The sequence below is a fragment of the Bradyrhizobium shewense genome (assembly GCF_900094605.1).
In the GTDB taxonomy this organism is placed as follows: domain Bacteria; phylum Pseudomonadota; class Alphaproteobacteria; order Rhizobiales; family Xanthobacteraceae; genus Bradyrhizobium; species Bradyrhizobium shewense.
The window spans coordinates 1-16,362 of sequence record NZ_FMAI01000010.1 but is presented as its reverse complement, the minus strand read 5'-3'; the positions used below and the strand labels follow the sequence as shown (position 1 = coordinate 16,362).

Here is a 16,362-nt window from a genome sequence, read left to right as displayed (position 1 = left end):
TTCGAAACGCAATTAATTGCGTTTCGCTTCGCTTAGCTCCTCAAAGAGCACCCGCGCCGCGGCAGCATCGCCACGGCGCTCGCTGAAGCCGGTGACCTTCAACACCCGCACGGTGCGATCGAGCGCGACGGTGATGACGTCGCCGATCTTGATCGCATGCCCAGGCGACTTTTCGCGCTCACCATTGACGCGAACGTGGCCCGACCCGACGAGCTCGGCCGCGGAGGTGCGCGCCTTCACCACCCGCGCATGCCACAGCCATTTGTCGAGGCGCTGCCGCTCGGTCGTCGTGGGATTACTCCTTACGGCCGGACAGCTGCTCTTTCAGCGCGGCGAGCTTGGCGAAGGGCGAGTTCGGATCGGCCGGACGATCGCGCTCGCGCGGATTTGCGCTCGAGGCGTAGGGACGCAGCGACGGACCGCCCTGGCGGTCGCGGCCCTTGTCGCGGTCGCGGCCACGGTTGTCACGGCCCTTGTCGCGATCTCCGCCGAACTTGCCCTTGTCGCGATCGCGGCCCTTGTTGTCGCGATCCTTGCCCTCGAAGCGGCGGTTCCTGTCGTCGCGCCCCTCGGGGCGCGGCGCGCCTTCGCCACCTTCGCGCGGCTTGCGGAAGTCTCTGCCGCCGTCCCTGCGATGGCCGCCATGACGCTGGCCCGGCTTCGCGCCGTCGGCTGCTTCGCCGGGCGCGGCGCTCGCTGCACCTGCCTCGGCGCCTCCTTGCGGACGCGGCTGATGGTGGTGACGCTGGTGGCGATGGCGCTCGTGGCGCGGCTTGCGGTCCTCGTGACGGCCGCCGGGACGCCAGACCTCGATCAGCTCGGGCTCGGCGGGCGTCGCCGCAGCTTCAGGCGCGGCGGCGACGGGTGACGCGGCGGCCTCGGTTGCGGCCGTCTCGGCCGGAGCGGCTTCGAGGCCGGCAGCCTCGGTGGGCGCAGCGGGCTCTTCCGCCGGCGGCGCAATGCCGGGGGCGTCTTCGGGCGTGACGGGGGCCTCGGGAGAGGCTTCCAGCACGGGCTCGGCTTCCTGAGCCGGCTCGTCCTGCAGCTCCATGCCGGGCGCATCTTCGACGGTGACCGGCTCGGCGACCGCTTCGGTGGAGGCTTCCGCTGGCAGGCCGGCAACGGCCTCCGCCGCGATCTCGGTCGAGATCTCTGTCGCGGACTCGGCGCTGCCTTCAGCCGGCGGCGTCTCGGCCGCGACCGTTTCAGTCAAGACCTGCTCGGTCACGACGGGCTTTGCCGGCAGCGGCGGACGCTTCTCCATGCGATAGCCGAGCGCGCGCAGGACCGAGGCAAAATCCTCGCCGGCAGATCCGGTGAGCGAGGTCATCGACTGCGTCACCACAAAACCGCGGCCGTCGAAGGCGCCGGCCGGCTTTTCGCCGGACGCGTTCTCGCGCCAGGCCAGCGCCGGGCGGATCAGATCGGCAAGACGCTCCAGAATGTCGACGCGCACGGCACGCTCGCCGGCCTGCTTGTAGCCGAGCACGCGATAGGCATCGCGCGGCAGCGCCTTGTCGACCGGGAACGAGGTGCGGCCGGAAGATGCCAGATGCTGCGCGCCCGAGAGCGAGGACAGATCGACATTGTCCTGCTTGAGCGCCCACAACAGCGCGGCGAGCGCGCGCGCGGCGGGCTTCAAAAGGCCGGGGAAATAGATGTGATAGGCGCCGAAACGGACGCCGTATTTGCGCAAGACCGCGCGCGAGGGCTGGTCGAGATCCTTCAGCTCGTTCGCGATCTTGGGGCGCTCCAGCACGCCGAGCGCCTCGACGAGCTGATAGGCGATGCCGCGGGCGATGCCGGTGACGTCCTCGGCCTTGGACAGCTCGAACATCGGCCCGAGCAGCTTCTCGACATGGGTCTTGAGCCAGAGCTCGAGCCGGGCCTGCACCTTCTCGCGGGGGCCGCCGGTCAGGCGCTCGTCGGAGATGATGCGGATGCGCGGATGCAGCGCGTCCTCTGCGGCAGACAGCCGCGCCACGGCGTCGCCGGTCCAGCGGATGATGCCTTCCGAGGTCAGCACGAACTGATCGTCCGGCGCGTTGCCGAGCTTTTCGGCGCGCGTGTTGATCTCGCCGGCGAGCACTGCTTGCGCTGCAGCCTGCAAGGCTTTCGCATCCGAACCAGCTTCCGCCGCATCCGGTGCAAAGGTGAAGCCGTCGAGGCGGCCGATGACATGGCCTTCGACGATGACTTCGCCGGTCTTGCCGATTTCAGTATTCAAGCTCGTGTTCTCCCGCAGGCGGCGCATCAATACACTGGTCCGGCGATCAACGAAACGCTCAGTCAAGCGTTCATGGAGCGCATCCGATAATTTATTTTCGACCTCGCGGGCGATCCCCTGCCAGCGTTCGGGGTCTTTCAGCCAGTCCGGGCGGTTGGCGACGAAGGTCCAGGTGCGAATCTGCGCGATCCGGGCCGACAGCGTGTCGATGTCGCCGTCGACGCGGTCGGCCTGGGTGATCTGGGCCTCGAACCAGGCGTCGGGGATGCAGCCCTTCCGCATCAGGAAGCCGTACAGCGTGGTCACCAGCTCGGCATGGGCGGCCGGCGATAATTTTCGGTAATCCGGGACCTGGCAGGCCTCCCACAGCCGCTCCACCGCCGCCTTGCCATGCGCGATATCGCGCACCTCGACGTCGCGGGCGGCATGGTCGAGCACGCGCATGTCCTCGGCGACCGGGGCGCGCGTCAGCGCCTCGTGGCCGGGGGCGAGGTTCAGGGACACCTGCAGCGCGCCGAGCGAGGAGAAATCCAGCCTGGTGTTGCGCCATTGCAGCATCTTCACGGGATCGAAGGTGTGGTTCTGCAGCGCATTGACGAGCTCGGGCTCGAACGGCGCGCAGCGGCCGGTGGTGCCGAAAGTGCCGTTGCGCGTGGCACGGCCGGCGCGGCCGGCGATCTGCGCGAATTCGGCCGGCGTCAGCCTACGGAACTGGTAGCCGTCGAACTTGCGGTCGGAGGCAAACGCGACGTGGTCGACGTCGAGATTGAGGCCCATGCCGACGGCGTCGGTGGCGACGAGATAATCGACATCGCCGTTCTGGAACATCGCCACCTGCGCATTGCGCGTGCGGGGCGAGAGCGAGCCCAGCACCACGGCGGCGCCGCCATGCTGGCGGCGGATCAGCTCGGCGATGGCGTAGACCTCGTCGGCCGAGAACGCGACGATGGCGGTGCGGCGCGGCTGGCGCGTGATCTTGCGATCGCCGGCGAATTCCAGCTGCGACAGGCGCGGCCGCGTGATCATGGACACGCCAGGCAAGAGCCGCTCGATGATCGGGCGCATCGTCGCGGCGCCCAAGAGCAGCGTCTCGTCGCGGCCGCGGCGGTTGAGCAGCCGATCGGTGAAGACGTGGCCGCGTTCGAGATCGCTGGCGATCTGGACCTCGTCGACAGCGAGGAAGGAGACATCGAGGTCGCGCGGCATCGCCTCGACGGTGGACACCCAATAGCGCGGATTCCTAGGCTTGATCTTCTCCTCGCCGGTGACGAGCGCGACCGCCTCGGCGCCGACCCGGCCAGCGATCTTGTTGTAGACCTCGCGCGCGAGCAGGCGCAGCGGCAGGCCGATCATGCCGGACGGGTGCGCCAGCATCCGCTCGATGGCGAGATGGGTCTTGCCGGTATTGGTCGGCCCGAGCACCGCAGTGACGCCGGCGCCTGCCACGCGATCGGAAGGCGCGCGCTCGGAAGCGAAAGGGGAGGAGGAAAAGGGCATCTGGGGGATTAGGTAGTGGCGATTTGGGCGAATGTCAGTGCTGTCTGGGGCGGTGCGGCGGCTCCGCGGTGTCAGCTATGTCTCCGAACGCTGCGCTGCCGCCGCCTCCATTGCTGTCATCGGCCGGCCTTGCGCGCAATTGCGCGCTGGGACCGGGCGATCCAGTACGCCGCGGCGGTGTGGCGAAGCCGAGAGGCCGCGGCGTACTGGATGCCCCGGTCAAGCCGGAGCATGACAGCGGAGTGTGTGGGAGCACCCAACAATATCCCGCGCAACTGTCTCACTTTGCGACGCTTTTCCCGTTGGTCTTAAGCTTCGGAACGACTCTAGAACGAATCGCGGCCGAATCGCTGACTCCCTCTGGAGTCATGTTCCGTTCACGCAACATGTCGCGGGAGTCTTGTTGGCTGCAACTAGATGGAGTTTTCGGCCGCCGTACAAGTGACGTTTCGATGGCGCAAACCCTTAAGTTGGGGACGGCGCGGAGTCGAATCAGAATCGGGGAGGAGTCAAATGGATTCCGGGACCTTGCTCCCCGTCATGCCCGGGCTTGTCCCGGGCATCCACGTTCTGGTGGCGCGCGAAGGTCGTGGATGGCAGGGACAAGCCCGGCCATGACGGGAACGGCGGGGACCAACCTCATTTTCGCGAAAACAACCCCATGCACAGTAGGGAAGTGGTTGAAATTGCTGGATCTCTCTTACCCTCCCCTGGAGGGGTCCGGGACGAGCGTAGCTCGCCCGTGGGTCGGCTCACATGGAGCGCAGCGGAATGTGAGACGGCGTGGGGTGATCTCTCCGCAGGGGCAGTCTTCGTGTGGAGAGATCACCCCACCCCGCTCGCGCTGCGCGCGATCGACCCTCCCCCTCCAGGGGAGGGTAAACGGGACCACCGCAGCCGCTTACTGCGTCTTCGCCACCCTTGGCGGCTGGGCCGTGGTGATGAAGCTGGTGGCTTCCAGCATGGCCGGGCCCAGGGGCGTCGGCACTTTCAGCCAGAACGGGACCAGGACGCGGGTGCCGGCGACGGGGGCGAACGCGATCTCGATGTTGCGCTGGGCGGCGAGGTATTTGATCACGGGGCGGTCGGGGATGTAGCCCGCGACAGGCACGAAATAGAGCGAACAGACCACCACCGGGCCGTGATAGCCCTTCTCCGCCTTCACATTCTCCATGCGCTTGAAATCGAGCTTCAGATCGTAGCGCATGCGGCCGTCGAACACCGGCGCCGAGTTGTGGCAGGCGTCCGGCGAGACGGGATCGCCATTGCCGGGCACGCGCAGCAGCGAAGCCGTCATGGGGTCCCAGACGCCGCGGCGATGCGCGTCGGTGACGACGATACGATCCGGATCGACCGGCGGCTCCGGCAGAATGGCAAAATCCTTCACATTGCCCTTGTCGAGCGTGATGCGGATCTCTTCAGTCTTCTTCGAGGTGGTGGTGGAGGCCTGGTAGCCGGTCGCAACCAGCGCGCCGTTGACGATGCGCCCCTGGCTAGCGCCGGTGCCGGACCCGCCGGTGAACGATTTCAGCAGCCCCGAGGTGCCGCCCGCGGCGGCCGCCGAGAACACGTCGTCCTGAATGTCGATGTTCCATGCGCCCTTGCCGACGGGAATGCCGGCCAGCGAGGCCTCATACTGCGCCTCGAGCTTGCCCTGCGCCGCTGCCGGCACAGCGCCCCACGCCACCACCAGGCCGCAAAGCGCCGCCAGCCAGCCGGCAAAACGCGGGCGGACCGAGCGCTGTTCTGGCGCAAAAGGGGACGTTGTGAGCACGAAACAATCCAATCGGGGCGCGACGGTTGTTACTTAAGCCAAAAACCGCGGCAAACAATGTGTCCGGGCATCTCGAGCCGGGAACTCCACCGGAGTCTTCGGTCGCGAATACGCCCTTTATGTGATGGTAAGGCGCGACAAACATTGCCGTTTTGGTGATCGGGGGGGCGTCAGGAGCGCTCACCTACCTCCACCCACTCCGCTGTCATGCCGCGGCTTGACCGGGGCATCCAGTACGCCGCAGCCCCCCTGGTCAGCCGCGCGGCCGCGGAGTACTGGATCGCCCGCCCCAGTGCGCAAGTGCGCACAAGGCGGGCGATGACGTAGAGGGTGGGGCATGCTGCGGGGCACGAATCCCCGCCCAAATCCTTGACTACCCGCCCCTTCCCCCCTATACGTCCGCCCGCTCCCTGCAAGGACAAAAGAATTAGCCCCCGTGGCGCCCAGAATGGCGGCCGCATTCGTTGGGGGATCGAACTTAAGGATTATGCCATGTCTCGCCGCTGCGAACTGACGGCCAAGGGCCCCCTCGTCGGCCACAAGGTCAGCCACTCCAACATCAAGACCAAGCGCCGCTTCCTGCCGAACCTGGTCAACGTGACCTTCATCAGCGAAGCCCTGGAGCGCAACGTGCGCCTGCGCGTCTCCACCAACGCGGTCAAGAGCGTCGACCACAATGGCGGCCTCGACGCCTTCCTGCTCAAGGCCAAGGCCGACTTGCTGTCGCCGCGCGCCCTCGAGCTGAAGCGCGCAATCCAGAAGAAGGTCGGCCCGACGGCTGCACCGGCCAAGAAGGCCAGCTAAGTTTTTTAGGTTTGGGCGGGGGCTAAGTTGCGTCGCGTGGCGTAGGCTTAGCCAGTAGAGTTTGCGTTGCGGCCGGATCGAAAGATCCGGCCGTTTTTGTTTTTGAATTCGGCGACATTATGCCTCCGCCGACCTTGCCCAGAATCCTTTGCCCGCTATGATCGTGAAAAACGACATTTCAACTACGGGGGTAGTAGGTGGGGCTCAGTGTCAGCCAGCTGCGGGCGATCGCGCAGCAGCGCGATCGATATCAAACGCAGCTGAATCGGCTGAAAGCTCTCGGCAAGCAGACGTCGTGCATCGAAGCGGCAGTCTCAAGCGCTTGCGATACTCTTGAGAGCGGCACCACGTCATTTGTCATCTACGGAGAGCCCCAAAGCGGCAAGACAGAAATGATGATCTGTCTCACCGCCAAAATGTTAGATGACGGACATCGGGTCGTCGTCCACCTGTTAAATGACAGCGTTCAGCTACTCCAACAAAACTTGGATCGTTTCCAGCGATCGAAACTATCGCCGGCTGCTCGCAACTTCTCAGATGTAATTGATCCCGAATACTCACTATCCGCCGGATACCACGTCATCTTCTGCAAGAAGAATGCGAGCGACTTAACAAAACTAAATCAGAAATTGGAGCGGATCACCGACAAGGTCATCATCGACGATGAAGCGGACTTCGCGACGCCGAACGCTCTAATAAACAAGGGCGACGTCACTAAGATAAACGCGCTCATTAAGAAGCTGATCAGCCACGACGGCATCTACATCGGCGTGACCGCAATTCTCGCTGGTTTGGATGGGATATACGGTCGGTGAATTGGGCAACATTCGCACCGAAAGCGTAGGCACAGAATGCGGCGATCAAGATGCTCGCGATGATGAAGGCATCCGAGAGATTATTTCAGAATTGCGCCTAACACCTAAGCTTTCCACTCGTCATGAAGCGGTGCTCGCGCACTATATCGATGATATGATGCAAGCCGTGGGTGAGGCGGCGCGTGTTCTTTCGCCGGGCGGGAAGGCCGTATACGTTGTCGGCGAGAATACTGTCCGCGGCACGTTCATTCAGAATGCCAAAATTGTCGCCGCAGTGGCAGAGAGGTCGGGGCTCAACACTGACCGAAGACGTGCACGAACCCTTCCGGCTAACCGACGCTATCTTCCCCCTCCTCCGGCTAAGCACCTCACTGCCGAATCGTTGGATACGAGGATGCGGCGCGAGGTGATTCTTTCATTCTCAAAGCCAAGCTAGAACTTCTGACCTCTGAACGCTCGCATTTCCCTATAATCGCCACGGTGGCATTGTCGGGAGCGGTATACCGTGGAGCACGAACCCAAAACCGACCACCAGACGGAGCCGAAAAACCTCGTCATCTGCTGTGACGGCACCGGCAACGAGATCTCCGAGAACATCTCCAACGTCCTGAAGCTGTATCGCTGCCTGCGCAAGACGGACAAGACGCAGCCGCGGCAGATGGTGCTCTGCGATCCCGGGGGTCGCTCGGTGGCGGGCACCCGTAAACACCCCCCGCGCCCGTTAACCGTTCATTAACCAACGCACCCTAGCCTGCTGTAATCGTCCAGCCATCATTAGCTCGAAATGCCTTCCCGGTTCGCTCCAGGAGAAGCGCCGATGTGCGTTGCGTTGTTGACCTATGCCGATCTCAGTGCCCGCCTCAATATCTCGCGCGAGGCCGCGCGGTCGCTGGCGCGACGACGCCGGCTGCCGCGCTCGCGTTCGGATGACGGCAAGGCCCTGGTGAGCGTTGATCTCGCCGAGCTCCGGTACACGCCCCGCCCGCGACGTGCCCGCCCCGCAGACCCCATCGCCGCCTCCATGGCAAGGATCGAGGCAATCAAGACCGAGTCCTTCAAGGCGGAGATCGCGCGGCTCGAAGACGTCGCAACCGCCTACAGGGCCGTGTTCGAGCGCGAGCGGGAGCGCGCCGATCGCCTCGCCGTCGAGCTGCAGCAGGCCACCGCCGAGACCATGGCAGCCAATGCGTGGGCGACACGACTGGAAGACGAAGTGACGGCGCTGCGGAGCGATCGCCGGGACGGCTCGATCGCGGGACACGCTGCGCGTCGATTGGGACATCTGGCCGCCGCCATCGTCAAAGCAGACCGCGCGGCTAGCAGGTAGCACTCGAAGACTTTCTCCATCCCCGGCTTGCCGGACCAATCGCGAGGGAAAAATGGCTGGCAATATCGATATTCATGAAATGAAGGCCCGCATCGTCGTGTTCGGTGTCGGCGGCGCAGGCGGCAATGCCGTCAACAACATGATCACGGCCGGGCTGCAAGGGGTCGAGTTCGTGGTCGCCAACACCGACGCGCAGGCGCTGGCCATGTCGAAGGCGAAGCACCTCATCCAGCTCGGCACACATGTCACCGCAGGCCTCGGCGCCGGCTCGCAGCCCGAACTGGGCCGCGCCGCAGCCGAGGAGGCCATCGATGCGATCCGCAATCAGTTGACCGGCGCGCACATGGTGTTCGTAACCGCCGGCATGGGCGGCGGCACCGGCACTGGGGCTGCACCCGTCGTCGCCAGGACCGCGCGCGAGCTCGGCATTCTCACGATCGGCGTGGTCACCAAGCCGTTCTACTTCGAGGGCCAGCGCCGCATGCGCTTTGCCGAGGCCGGCATCGAGGAGCTGCTGAAGACGGTCGACACCCTCTTGATCATCCCGAACCAGAACCTGTTCCGGGTGGCGAGCGACAAGACCACATTCGCCGATGCCTTCGCCCTTGCCGACCAGGTGCTTTATTCGGGCGTGGCCTGCATCAGCGACCTCATCGTCAAGGAAGGCCTGATCAATCTCGATTTTGCCGACGTCCTCTCCGTCATGAAGGAGAAGGGCAAGGCCATGATGGGACGGGGCGAGGCCTCCGGCGAGAAGCGCGTGCTCGCCGCCGCCGTCGCCGCGATCTCCAATCCGTTGATCGAGAACCCCTCGATCAAGCGCGCCAGTGGCCTCATCATCTCCATCACCGGCGGCAAGGATCTCATGCTGTACGAGGTCGACGAAGCAGCCAGCCGCATTCGCGACGAGGCCGACCCGGACGCCAACATCATCGTCGGCGCGTCCTTTGACGAAAGCCTCGAAGGCATCGTCCGCGTCTCGGTGGTGGCGACCGGTATCGACAATCTCGACCCGGCGCAGGCGCTGCCGGTGGAAACCGCCCTCACGCAGCTCGCCGGCAGGCTGCGCAACGACAGCCGCCGCATCGCCGATCGCATCGAGCGCAGCGCACCCATTCCGCAAGCGGGCAGCCCGCCGCTCCGCCCGCAGCCGCACCACCCCGTGGGGCCACCGGCACGGCCGGGTCTGGACCATGCGCGCCACGCGGCCGACCGGCCGCTCGATCCTTACGGCCGCACCGCTGCGCGCAATGCGCCCGACGAGGCCGTTCTCGATATCCCGGCCTTCCTGCGCCGCGCCGCCAACTGAGGGGTGGCGAGAGCCGCGGTTGCTTGCGTGGCGACTACGGTGTCCAACAACAGGTCGTCATCCCGGGGGCGCGATGAAATTGCTAGCTAGGATGCGCAATGCGCATCGTAGCTCGCGCCAAGAGGCGCGCCCCGGAATGACGGAGTAAAACAGCAACTTTCCACCCTCTCCCCTTGTGGGAGAGGGTGGCTTCGCGATAGCGAAGCCGGGTGAGGGGTTCTCTCCGCGCGCGAAGCTATTGCAGTGAGTTCGTGGAGAGATACCCCTCATCCGGCGCTTCGCGCCACCTTCTCCCGCAAGGGGGAGAAGGGAAAGCGGTCAGCTGCCGATGCTTCAAGCTGCCGTGCTGCGCGGGCTCTCCGCGGTTTCCTTCTTGTCCGGCTCCTTGTCGCGCGACAGCCAGGCCGGAAAGCGAAGCAGGCGTTCGTTGGTGTCTTTCGGCAGCTCGACGGGCGGCGCTTCAACGGCCGAACTCGGCAAGTCCAGCGCTGCCTGTCCGGATCGCACCGCATCCGCACGCTGATCCAGTTCGCGCAGAAGGGGATCGAGCACGCTGTCGATCTCGGTCGCCACCGACACCAGGAAACTATTGAGCTCGCGCGCCTCGGGCACGACGGCCGCAGCCGATTCGATCGCGCTGGAGAGACCGTCGACGACGGGCGCAAACGCGCCGGCGGCTTGCTTCACTCGCGTCTTGATCATTTCGATCTCGCTCAGGACGCGCTCACGCTCCCGCCTTTTCTTCTCTTCCGAAAGGCGGGCTTCGATTTCGGCGATCTGGGCCGTCAGGGTCGTGGCTTCGGATGCGAGCGCATCGCGTCGTCCGCGCGCGCGATCGAGATCGCGGCTGAGATTGTCCACTAAGTCGTCCTTTCCGAACATGGCTTTGCTCCGTAGGACAGGCGCTTTGCCCTGTAGGACGGCCTTGGCGCGAACCGCTAGCCTGGCCACCGACCGGATGGCCGGATCGGCCGAAACAGGCATCAACTTGGGTCGCGTCACATGGGCCGACATGGTGATCCCCCCATGTCAACATTAGGCAACCGCATGGTTAACAAGTGGTTAATATCAACAGATGAAGGGGCCATGGGGCTCGGTACCTGCGAGGCTCCCCCTACCCCCGAAAATCGATGCTCCGCAGCACGATCCCCGGCGGTGTGCCCTCGAACTCGGTTGCCTGATACTTCCGTCCCACGCAGGCCTCGATGCGCTCGCGCAGGCGCATGAACTGGGCTTCGCGCTCGGCGGGTCTGGCGCGCGGGCCGCGCTCGAGGTCGTCCATCGCGGAGGTCGAGATCGCGCAGGCGATCTCGGTGGCGCCGTCCTGCATCGAGAACTGGACGATGCCGCGGTCCTGTTCGTGGCCGATGAAGCGGCCGCTGGTGAGCGTCATGGGGTTACTCCTGTACTGCGCGCCCCGGCCTGGTGCGTCATTGCGCACGGGGAGCCGGGACCTATGACCCGGACGGCTTGATTCAAGCACGCTGTGGCACGAGCATCTGCAACAACTCAATTCCGTGGCCATGGATCCCGGACCTGCGCTTCGCTTGTCCGGGACAACATTTGTGCAGCGGCTGGCCTCAGCGCCTTTTAGAACGGCCGCCGAAGGCGGCCTACGCCTCTCCGCTGAGCCGGACGAAATCGTCGAACAGCGCGGCCACCAGCGCGCGGTGGCGGGTGTCTTCCACGGGCAGGCTCGCGGCATAGAGGTTGAGCAGATGGCGCGCCTTCACCGCGGCCTCTGGCCACGACACAGCCGGCACCGTCAGCATGCGGTTTTCCAGTTCGGCCTCGCGCTCGCGCAGATCCCTGACCTGGGATTCGACCTCGGCCAGCGCGCGGCGCAGATCTGTCGCCTTCTGCGCGGCCATGCCGCGGTGCTTGTCGAGATCGACCGGGATGTCAGTCATGAATGGCGCTTGCCTCGATGCGTTGGGGCGTCGGCGGGATCTATCTGGCCGACGCGGAACGGATTCCTGGATGTCATGATGTCGTGCCGCGAGCGGATGGTCATGCACGCCTGCTTTTCGCGAACTGTGCCCCCAAGCCGACACCGCAGTGCGAAGCATGCGCCGGTTGCAGGACGATAGCCAGCACATTCGTCGCCATGCCGCCGGCGCCAACGCCGCAGGCCGGCGCCGGTGCGTTAGTCCTCGCAATCGCCCTGCCGCAGGCGTAGGGTTGCTGCATTATCGCGCATCGACCGATGATTGACGGTGACGTTGCGCGGCTCGGCCGAACCGGATGAAGTCAACCCATCACAGGAGACGGAAATCATGGCCAAGGGACAGCAACGCAGCAATCGCGAAATCAAGAAGCCGAAGAAGGACAAAGCCAAGGCCATCGCCGCGGCACCGAGCCGCAAGGACGCGGCGTGGCAGCCTGAGATCGGCGGCCAGGGGAAGAAGAAGTAGGGCGCAGGACAATAGCGCTGGCCGCGCCGACGGATCCGTCATGGCCGGGCTTGTCTCGGCCATCCACGTTCTCGTCACGGGCAAGCCAGGACGTGGATGCCCGGGACAAGCCCGGGCATGACGAGTTTGTGGCGCAATCACGCGTCCACCCCTCGTCGTCTCTTCTCCGTCGCGCTTTTCCGCTATACTCGCCTCGGTAGTATCACCCGGAGGCGCACCTCGTGGAGCACGCCCACACCACCGCTCCCAAACCCGAGCCGAAAAACCTCGTCATCTGCTGTGACGGCACCGGCAACGAGATTTCGGAGAACATCTCCAACGTCCTGAAGCTCTATCGCTGCCTGCGCAAGACCGACAGGACACAGCCGCGGCAGATGGTGTTTTACGATCCCGGCGTCGGCACGGTGACGGAGCCGACGACGTGGCACCGGCTCAAGGCCAATATCAATCTGGTGCTGGGGCTCGCCACCGGCTACGGGCTCGATGACAACGTGCTGTCGGCCTATTGCTTCCTGGTCGAGCATTACGCGCCGGGCGACCGCATCTTCCTGTTCGGCTTTTCGCGCGGGGCCTACACGGTTCGCGTGCTGGCGGGGCTGATCCACAAGGTCGGGCTGATCAGGCCTGAGCAGGCGAACCTCGCAGGCTCCGGCCTCGTCGCCTACAAGCAATATTCCGGCACCGGGCGCGGCAACGACGTCGAGGATCTCTCGGACGTCGCCTTCGACGACCAGGGGCCGCTGCCGAAGGACCAATTCGATCTCGCCGCGCAGTTCGCGCGCATCACCTCGACGCGCTGGCCGACCATCCACTTCATCGGCGTGTGGGACACCGTGGCGAGCGTGATCGTGCCGCGCGCCGACCGGCTGTTCTGGCCGAGCCTGGAGGAGCTCGCCTTCACGCTGCGCAACCCCAGCGTCAAGATCTTCCGGCAGGCGATCGCGATCGACGAGCGGCGCTGCATGTTCCGCCTCAAGAAGTACTGCGAGCCGCAGGAGTTCTGGAGCAACCGCTACGTGCCCGACGAGAAGAAGGTGCCGCAGGATATCTTGCAGGTGTGGTTCGCCGGCGTGCACAGCGACGTCGGCGGCGGCTATCCGGAGGCGGAAAGCGGGGACTCGAAATATCCGCTGATCTGGATGATCGCGGAGGCGGAGAAGGCGGGGCTGAACTTCAACCCGGCGACCATCAAGCAGCTCGCCTGGGGCATCCAGCGCAAGAACTCGCCGTTCCAATACGTCGAGCCGGCCTACACCGGGAAGACGGGCGTGCTGCACGATTCGATGACGGCGGGCTGGCGGCTGCTGGAATATCTGCCGAAGAGCGCAAAGTACAAGGAGTGGCCGGAGCGCAAGGTGTTTCTCGGCTTCTACATCCCCGATTGCGAGCCGCGCCCCATCCCCGAAGGCGCGCATGTGCATGAGAGCGTGTTGAAGCGGATGGCGGTGGAGCCGGATTACCGGCCGGTGAATTTTCCGAAGGACTACGTGACGGTGCCGATGCCGGTGGGGCCGGGCGAGCAAGGGGATCCGGGCACGCTGCCACCCTCCCCTGGAGGGGGAGGGTCGGCTCACATGGAGCGCAGCGAAATGTGAGACGGGGTGGGGTGACAGTCTCTCCGCGGCCGCACTGCCCGTGCGGAGAGATCACCCCACCCCGCTACCGCCGCTTTCTTCCTTCGCCGCTACTTTTCATTAAAATTCTCGCGCCTGCCTTAGCCGGATCGCATCAACTCATCCGCATCATCCTGCACGATATCCGCCGCTAGACCTGCGGAATTGGAGGAGAGTGCCAATGTATCCGCGTAAATATGCCCGCGTGAAGCCTGCAGGGCTGGTGTCGCGCCAGGCCAAGATCATCACCGACCCGCGCGCGCCTGTGATCAACTGCACGCTGATCGACTATTCGCCCGGCGGCGCCTGCGTCGATCTCGGCGGCCAGGTGAACATTCCCGACAGATTCGAGCTGCTGCACGTCAACACCAAGAAGCGCTGCCGCATCGCCTGGAAGCGCGGCACGCGCGTGGGCGTGGTGTTTTAAGTCTTTCTTACCCTCCCCTGGAGGGGGAGGGTAAGAGGAAGCTACTTCCGCATCCTCGCTTTCGCGCCGCCGACGATCTGCATGGCGACGCCGGCGATCCAGCCGAGCAGGGCGAGCCAGGTCCAGGCCAGGTGCGGATCGAGGCGGAGCACGATGACGGCGACGGAGGCGAGCGCGGTGAGCGTGGCGCAGAGCGTGCCGGCGGCGCTGAGGAATTCGGCGGCGTCGATCGCGCTATGCGCCTCGTCGAACGGCAATTGCGGCGTGTCGATGCCGAGATAGAAGCCGACGAAGCCCAGCACCATCATCACCATCAGAAAGCCCTGCGTGGTGAGCGCTGATATCGCCGATCCCACATAGGCACCGACGAACAGCCCGCACGCCGCGCCGGCCATCGCAAGCCCCACGCGCTCGAACACATGAGCCGTTTTGCGAACACGAAACCGCATGGCAGGCCTCCGCGAGGAGTTGGGTCGCGCAAGGTTAGGCCAGTTTTGCGGGGGGTGGAAGCTGGGGGGATTTACGGATGCGGGGGGGTAAGTCCACACCCTCTCCCCGTTCTTACGGGGCCGCGACGAGCTTCGCTCGCGCTGAGAGGGTTGGGGTGAGGGCCTCTCTCCGCACGTGAGACGATAGCCGCACCTGTACCCCCTCACCCGAATTCGATCTGCGATCGAATTCGACCTCTCCCCGCAAGCGGGGAGAGGTAAAGAAGCTACCTCGCCCCAAACGTGGTCTTGCCGAACAGCGCCTTCTGCGTCGAGGGCTGCGAGCGCCAGTATTGTGGCGGGGCTTCGACCTCGCCGCCGACATCGGCAGCGGCGTGCCAGGCCCAGCGCGGGTCGTAGAGCATGCCGCGGGCGAGCGCGATCATGTCGGCCTTGCCGGATGCGACGATCTCCTCGGCCTGCTTGCCGTCGGTGATCAGGCCGACGGCGATCGTCGGCAATCCGGTCTCGCGCTTGATGGCCTCCGCGAACTGCACCTGGTAGCCGGGGCCGAGCGGGATCTTCTGCAGCGGCGAGACGCCGCCGGAGGAGGCATCGATCCAGTCGACGCCGCGCGCCTTCAGCGCGTTGGCGAACTCGATCGTCTGCGTCAGATCCCAGCCGCCCTCGACCCAGTCGGTCGACGACACCCGCATGCCGACCGGCTTGTCGTGCGGGAAGACCGCGCGCACTGCGTCGTAGATCTCGAGCGGGAAGCGCATACGGTTCTGCAAAGACCCACCATATTTGTCGGTGCGCTTGTTGGAGATCGGCGACAGGAATTGATGCAAGAGATAGCCGTGGGCGCCGTGCAGCTCGATGGCGTCGATGCCGATGCGCTCCGCGCGCTTGGCGCTGTCGACGAAGGCGTCGCGGATGCGCTTGAGGCCCGCCGCATCCAGCGCCAGCGGGGCGGCCTCGCCATCCTTGTGCGGCAGCGCCGATGGCGCCACCGTCTGCCAGCCGCCCTGCTCCACCGGGATCAGCTGGCCGCCGTCCCAGGGCCGCGCGCTACTGGCTTTGCGGCCGGCATGGGCGAGCTGCATCGCGATCGCGGTCGAGGAATGCTTGCGCACCGAGGTCAGCACCTGCTTCAGCGCGGCCTCGGCGGCATCGCTGTAGAGCCCGAGGCAGCCCGGCGTGATGCGGCCGATCGCCTCGACATGGGTCGCCTCGATGCAGAACATCGCCGCGCCCGACAGGCTGAGATTGTTGATGTGGGTGAAGTGCCAGTCGGTGGCGACGCCGTCGTCGGCCGAATATTGGCACATCGGCGACACCACGATGCGGTTCTTCAACGTCAGGCCGCGCAGCTTGATCGGGGAAAACAGGACGCTCATGCGGGGGAGTTCCCGGGGGATGAGAGGGGCAGTTGAGAGAGTGTAGTATGCGGACAGGCGATTGCTAGGCGCGCTGGGGAATGGCGGCTCGCCTCGGCGTGCATTCCCGCAATGATCCAGCGGAAGACGCCACACATTCCGCCGTCGTCCCTGCGAAAGCAGGGACCCATAACCCCAGGAAGAAGTTTGGCGAAGATTCGGAGTGGGAGCTCGCACCACAACTACTCCCTGGGGTTATGGGTCCCTGTGTCTTGGAAGTCTGTCAGGATGGGGTTGGGCGGGAAGCCGTTGGGTCCTTGGCGCTTGACGCCGTGAGCCGGCTCGGTC

15 protein-coding genes and 2 pseudogenes are annotated in these 16,362 nt (G+C 65.2%); 9 read left to right on the top strand and 8 right to left on the bottom strand.

Translation table 11 applies throughout. The annotated features are described in order from the left end of the window. Nucleotides 1–12: 12 nt before the first annotated feature. The 3 genes and pseudogenes from GA0061098_RS19785 to GA0061098_RS19775 all read right to left on the bottom strand — a co-directional run. A pseudogene (locus GA0061098_RS19785) lies at nucleotides 13–282 on the bottom strand (RNA-binding S4 domain-containing protein); the annotation flags it as partial. A gap of 13 nt (nucleotides 283–295) precedes the next feature. After that, nucleotides 296–3,724, bottom strand: coding sequence for a helicase-related protein (locus GA0061098_RS19780; protein WP_091959650.1), 3,429 nt, complete (start codon nucleotides 3,722–3,724; stop codon nucleotides 296–298). Nucleotides 3,725–4,625: 901 nt separating this feature from the next. Then, on the bottom strand, nucleotides 4,626–5,435 hold the full coding sequence (locus GA0061098_RS19775; RefSeq protein ID WP_165637501.1) for a DUF3108 domain-containing protein: 810 nt from the start codon (nucleotides 5,433–5,435) through the stop codon (nucleotides 4,626–4,628). A gap of 555 nt (nucleotides 5,436–5,990) precedes the next feature. Here GA0061098_RS19775 and rpmB point away from each other — a divergent pair. The 6 genes and pseudogenes from rpmB to ftsZ all read left to right on the top strand — a co-directional run bounded on the left by rpmB (nucleotide 5,991) and on the right by ftsZ (nucleotide 9,753). Beyond that, complete coding sequence (gene rpmB, locus GA0061098_RS19770; RefSeq protein WP_028141842.1) at nucleotides 5,991–6,302, top strand: 50S ribosomal protein L28; 312 nt, start codon at nucleotides 5,991–5,993, stop codon at nucleotides 6,300–6,302. 197 nt (nucleotides 6,303–6,499) lie between these two features. Beyond that, on the top strand, nucleotides 6,500–7,117 hold the full coding sequence (locus tag GA0061098_RS19765; protein ID WP_091959643.1) for a DEAD/DEAH box helicase family protein: 618 nt from the start codon (nucleotides 6,500–6,502) through the stop codon (nucleotides 7,115–7,117). Continuing rightward, nucleotides 7,098–7,553, top strand: a complete 456-nt coding sequence (locus GA0061098_RS43915) for a class I SAM-dependent methyltransferase (RefSeq protein WP_129590899.1) — start codon at nucleotides 7,098–7,100, stop codon at nucleotides 7,551–7,553. The genes GA0061098_RS19765 and GA0061098_RS43915 overlap by 20 nt, the downstream gene beginning before the upstream one ends. 69 nt (nucleotides 7,554–7,622) lie before the next feature. After that, nucleotides 7,623–7,796 (top strand): annotated as a pseudogene (locus GA0061098_RS19760) (phospholipase effector Tle1 domain-containing protein); the annotation flags it as partial. 138 nt (nucleotides 7,797–7,934) lie between these two features. Next, nucleotides 7,935–8,444: a hypothetical protein gene (locus GA0061098_RS19755; protein WP_165637479.1), complete on the top strand. Its 510-nt coding sequence runs from the start codon at nucleotides 7,935–7,937 to the stop codon at nucleotides 8,442–8,444. Between the two features lie 52 nt (nucleotides 8,445–8,496). After that, nucleotides 8,497–9,753, top strand: a complete 1,257-nt coding sequence (gene ftsZ, locus GA0061098_RS19750; RefSeq protein WP_091959636.1) for a cell division protein FtsZ — start codon at nucleotides 8,497–8,499, stop codon at nucleotides 9,751–9,753. A 333-nt stretch (nucleotides 9,754–10,086) separates the two neighbouring features. On the opposite strand, the gene GA0061098_RS19745 is transcribed toward ftsZ, so the two are convergent. From GA0061098_RS19745 to GA0061098_RS19735, 3 genes are all read right to left on the bottom strand, one after another. Continuing rightward, nucleotides 10,087–10,635, bottom strand: a complete 549-nt coding sequence (locus tag GA0061098_RS19745) for a hypothetical protein (protein ID WP_245323442.1) — start codon at nucleotides 10,633–10,635, stop codon at nucleotides 10,087–10,089. Nucleotides 10,636–10,867: 232 nt separating this feature from the next. Further along, entirely contained in the window at nucleotides 10,868–11,146 is a 279-nt protein-coding gene (locus GA0061098_RS19740) for a DUF1488 family protein (protein WP_091959630.1), read from the bottom strand. A 220-nt stretch (nucleotides 11,147–11,366) separates the two neighbouring features. Continuing rightward, on the bottom strand, nucleotides 11,367–11,663 hold the full coding sequence (locus GA0061098_RS19735; protein ID WP_091959627.1) for a hypothetical protein: 297 nt from the start codon (nucleotides 11,661–11,663) through the stop codon (nucleotides 11,367–11,369). A gap of 300 nt (nucleotides 11,664–11,963) precedes the next feature. Here GA0061098_RS19735 and GA0061098_RS19725 point away from each other — a divergent pair, with 300 nt between their 5' ends. The 3 genes from GA0061098_RS19725 to GA0061098_RS19715 all read left to right on the top strand — a co-directional run bounded on the left by GA0061098_RS19725 (nucleotide 11,964) and on the right by GA0061098_RS19715 (nucleotide 14,207). Then, on the top strand, nucleotides 11,964–12,167 hold the full coding sequence (locus GA0061098_RS19725; protein ID WP_129590898.1) for a hypothetical protein: 204 nt from the start codon (nucleotides 11,964–11,966) through the stop codon (nucleotides 12,165–12,167). A gap of 221 nt (nucleotides 12,168–12,388) precedes the next feature. Beyond that, nucleotides 12,389–13,762: a T6SS phospholipase effector Tle1-like catalytic domain-containing protein gene (locus tag GA0061098_RS19720; protein ID WP_245323441.1), complete on the top strand. Its 1,374-nt coding sequence runs from the start codon at nucleotides 12,389–12,391 to the stop codon at nucleotides 13,760–13,762. 199 nt (nucleotides 13,763–13,961) lie between these two features. Next, nucleotides 13,962–14,207: a PilZ domain-containing protein gene (locus GA0061098_RS19715; protein ID WP_026201681.1), complete on the top strand. Its 246-nt coding sequence runs from the start codon at nucleotides 13,962–13,964 to the stop codon at nucleotides 14,205–14,207. Between the two features lie 41 nt (nucleotides 14,208–14,248). On the opposite strand, the gene GA0061098_RS19710 is transcribed toward GA0061098_RS19715, so the two are convergent. Beyond that, nucleotides 14,249–14,656 (bottom strand): hypothetical protein, encoded by a 408-nt coding sequence (locus GA0061098_RS19710; RefSeq protein ID WP_091959618.1) that lies wholly within the window; start codon nucleotides 14,654–14,656, stop codon nucleotides 14,249–14,251. A 266-nt stretch (nucleotides 14,657–14,922) separates the two neighbouring features. Then, entirely contained in the window at nucleotides 14,923–16,035 is a 1,113-nt protein-coding gene (locus GA0061098_RS19705) for an NADH:flavin oxidoreductase/NADH oxidase (protein WP_091959615.1), read from the bottom strand. Nucleotides 16,036–16,362 lie beyond the last annotated feature (327 nt).

Excerpts from the sequence above, each read along its gene's own strand:
- GA0061098_RS19745 (WP_245323442.1), bottom strand. The coding sequence starts at position 10,635 with ATGTTCGGAAAGGACGACTTAGTGGACAATCTCAGCCGCGATCTCGAT.
- GA0061098_RS19755 (WP_165637479.1), top strand. The coding sequence starts at position 7,935 with ATGTGCGTTGCGTTGTTGACCTATGCCGATCTCAGTGCCCGCCTCAAT.
- GA0061098_RS19735 (WP_091959627.1), bottom strand. The coding sequence starts at position 11,663 with ATGACTGACATCCCGGTCGATCTCGACAAGCACCGCGGCATGGCCGCG.
- GA0061098_RS43915 (WP_129590899.1), top strand. The coding sequence starts at position 7,098 with ATGGGATATACGGTCGGTGAATTGGGCAACATTCGCACCGAAAGCGTA.
- GA0061098_RS19715 (WP_026201681.1), top strand. The coding sequence starts at position 13,962 with ATGTATCCGCGTAAATATGCCCGCGTGAAGCCTGCAGGGCTGGTGTCG.
- GA0061098_RS19740 (WP_091959630.1), bottom strand. The coding sequence starts at position 11,146 with ATGACGCTCACCAGCGGCCGCTTCATCGGCCACGAACAGGACCGCGGC.
- rpmB (WP_028141842.1), top strand. The coding sequence starts at position 5,991 with ATGTCTCGCCGCTGCGAACTGACGGCCAAGGGCCCCCTCGTCGGCCAC.
- GA0061098_RS19710 (WP_091959618.1), bottom strand. The coding sequence starts at position 14,656 with ATGCGGTTTCGTGTTCGCAAAACGGCTCATGTGTTCGAGCGCGTGGGG.
- GA0061098_RS19780 (WP_091959650.1), bottom strand. The coding sequence starts at position 3,724 with ATGCCCTTTTCCTCCTCCCCTTTCGCTTCCGAGCGCGCGCCTTCCGAT.
- GA0061098_RS19705 (WP_091959615.1), bottom strand. The coding sequence starts at position 16,035 with ATGAGCGTCCTGTTTTCCCCGATCAAGCTGCGCGGCCTGACGTTGAAG.
- ftsZ (WP_091959636.1), top strand. The coding sequence starts at position 8,497 with ATGGCTGGCAATATCGATATTCATGAAATGAAGGCCCGCATCGTCGTG.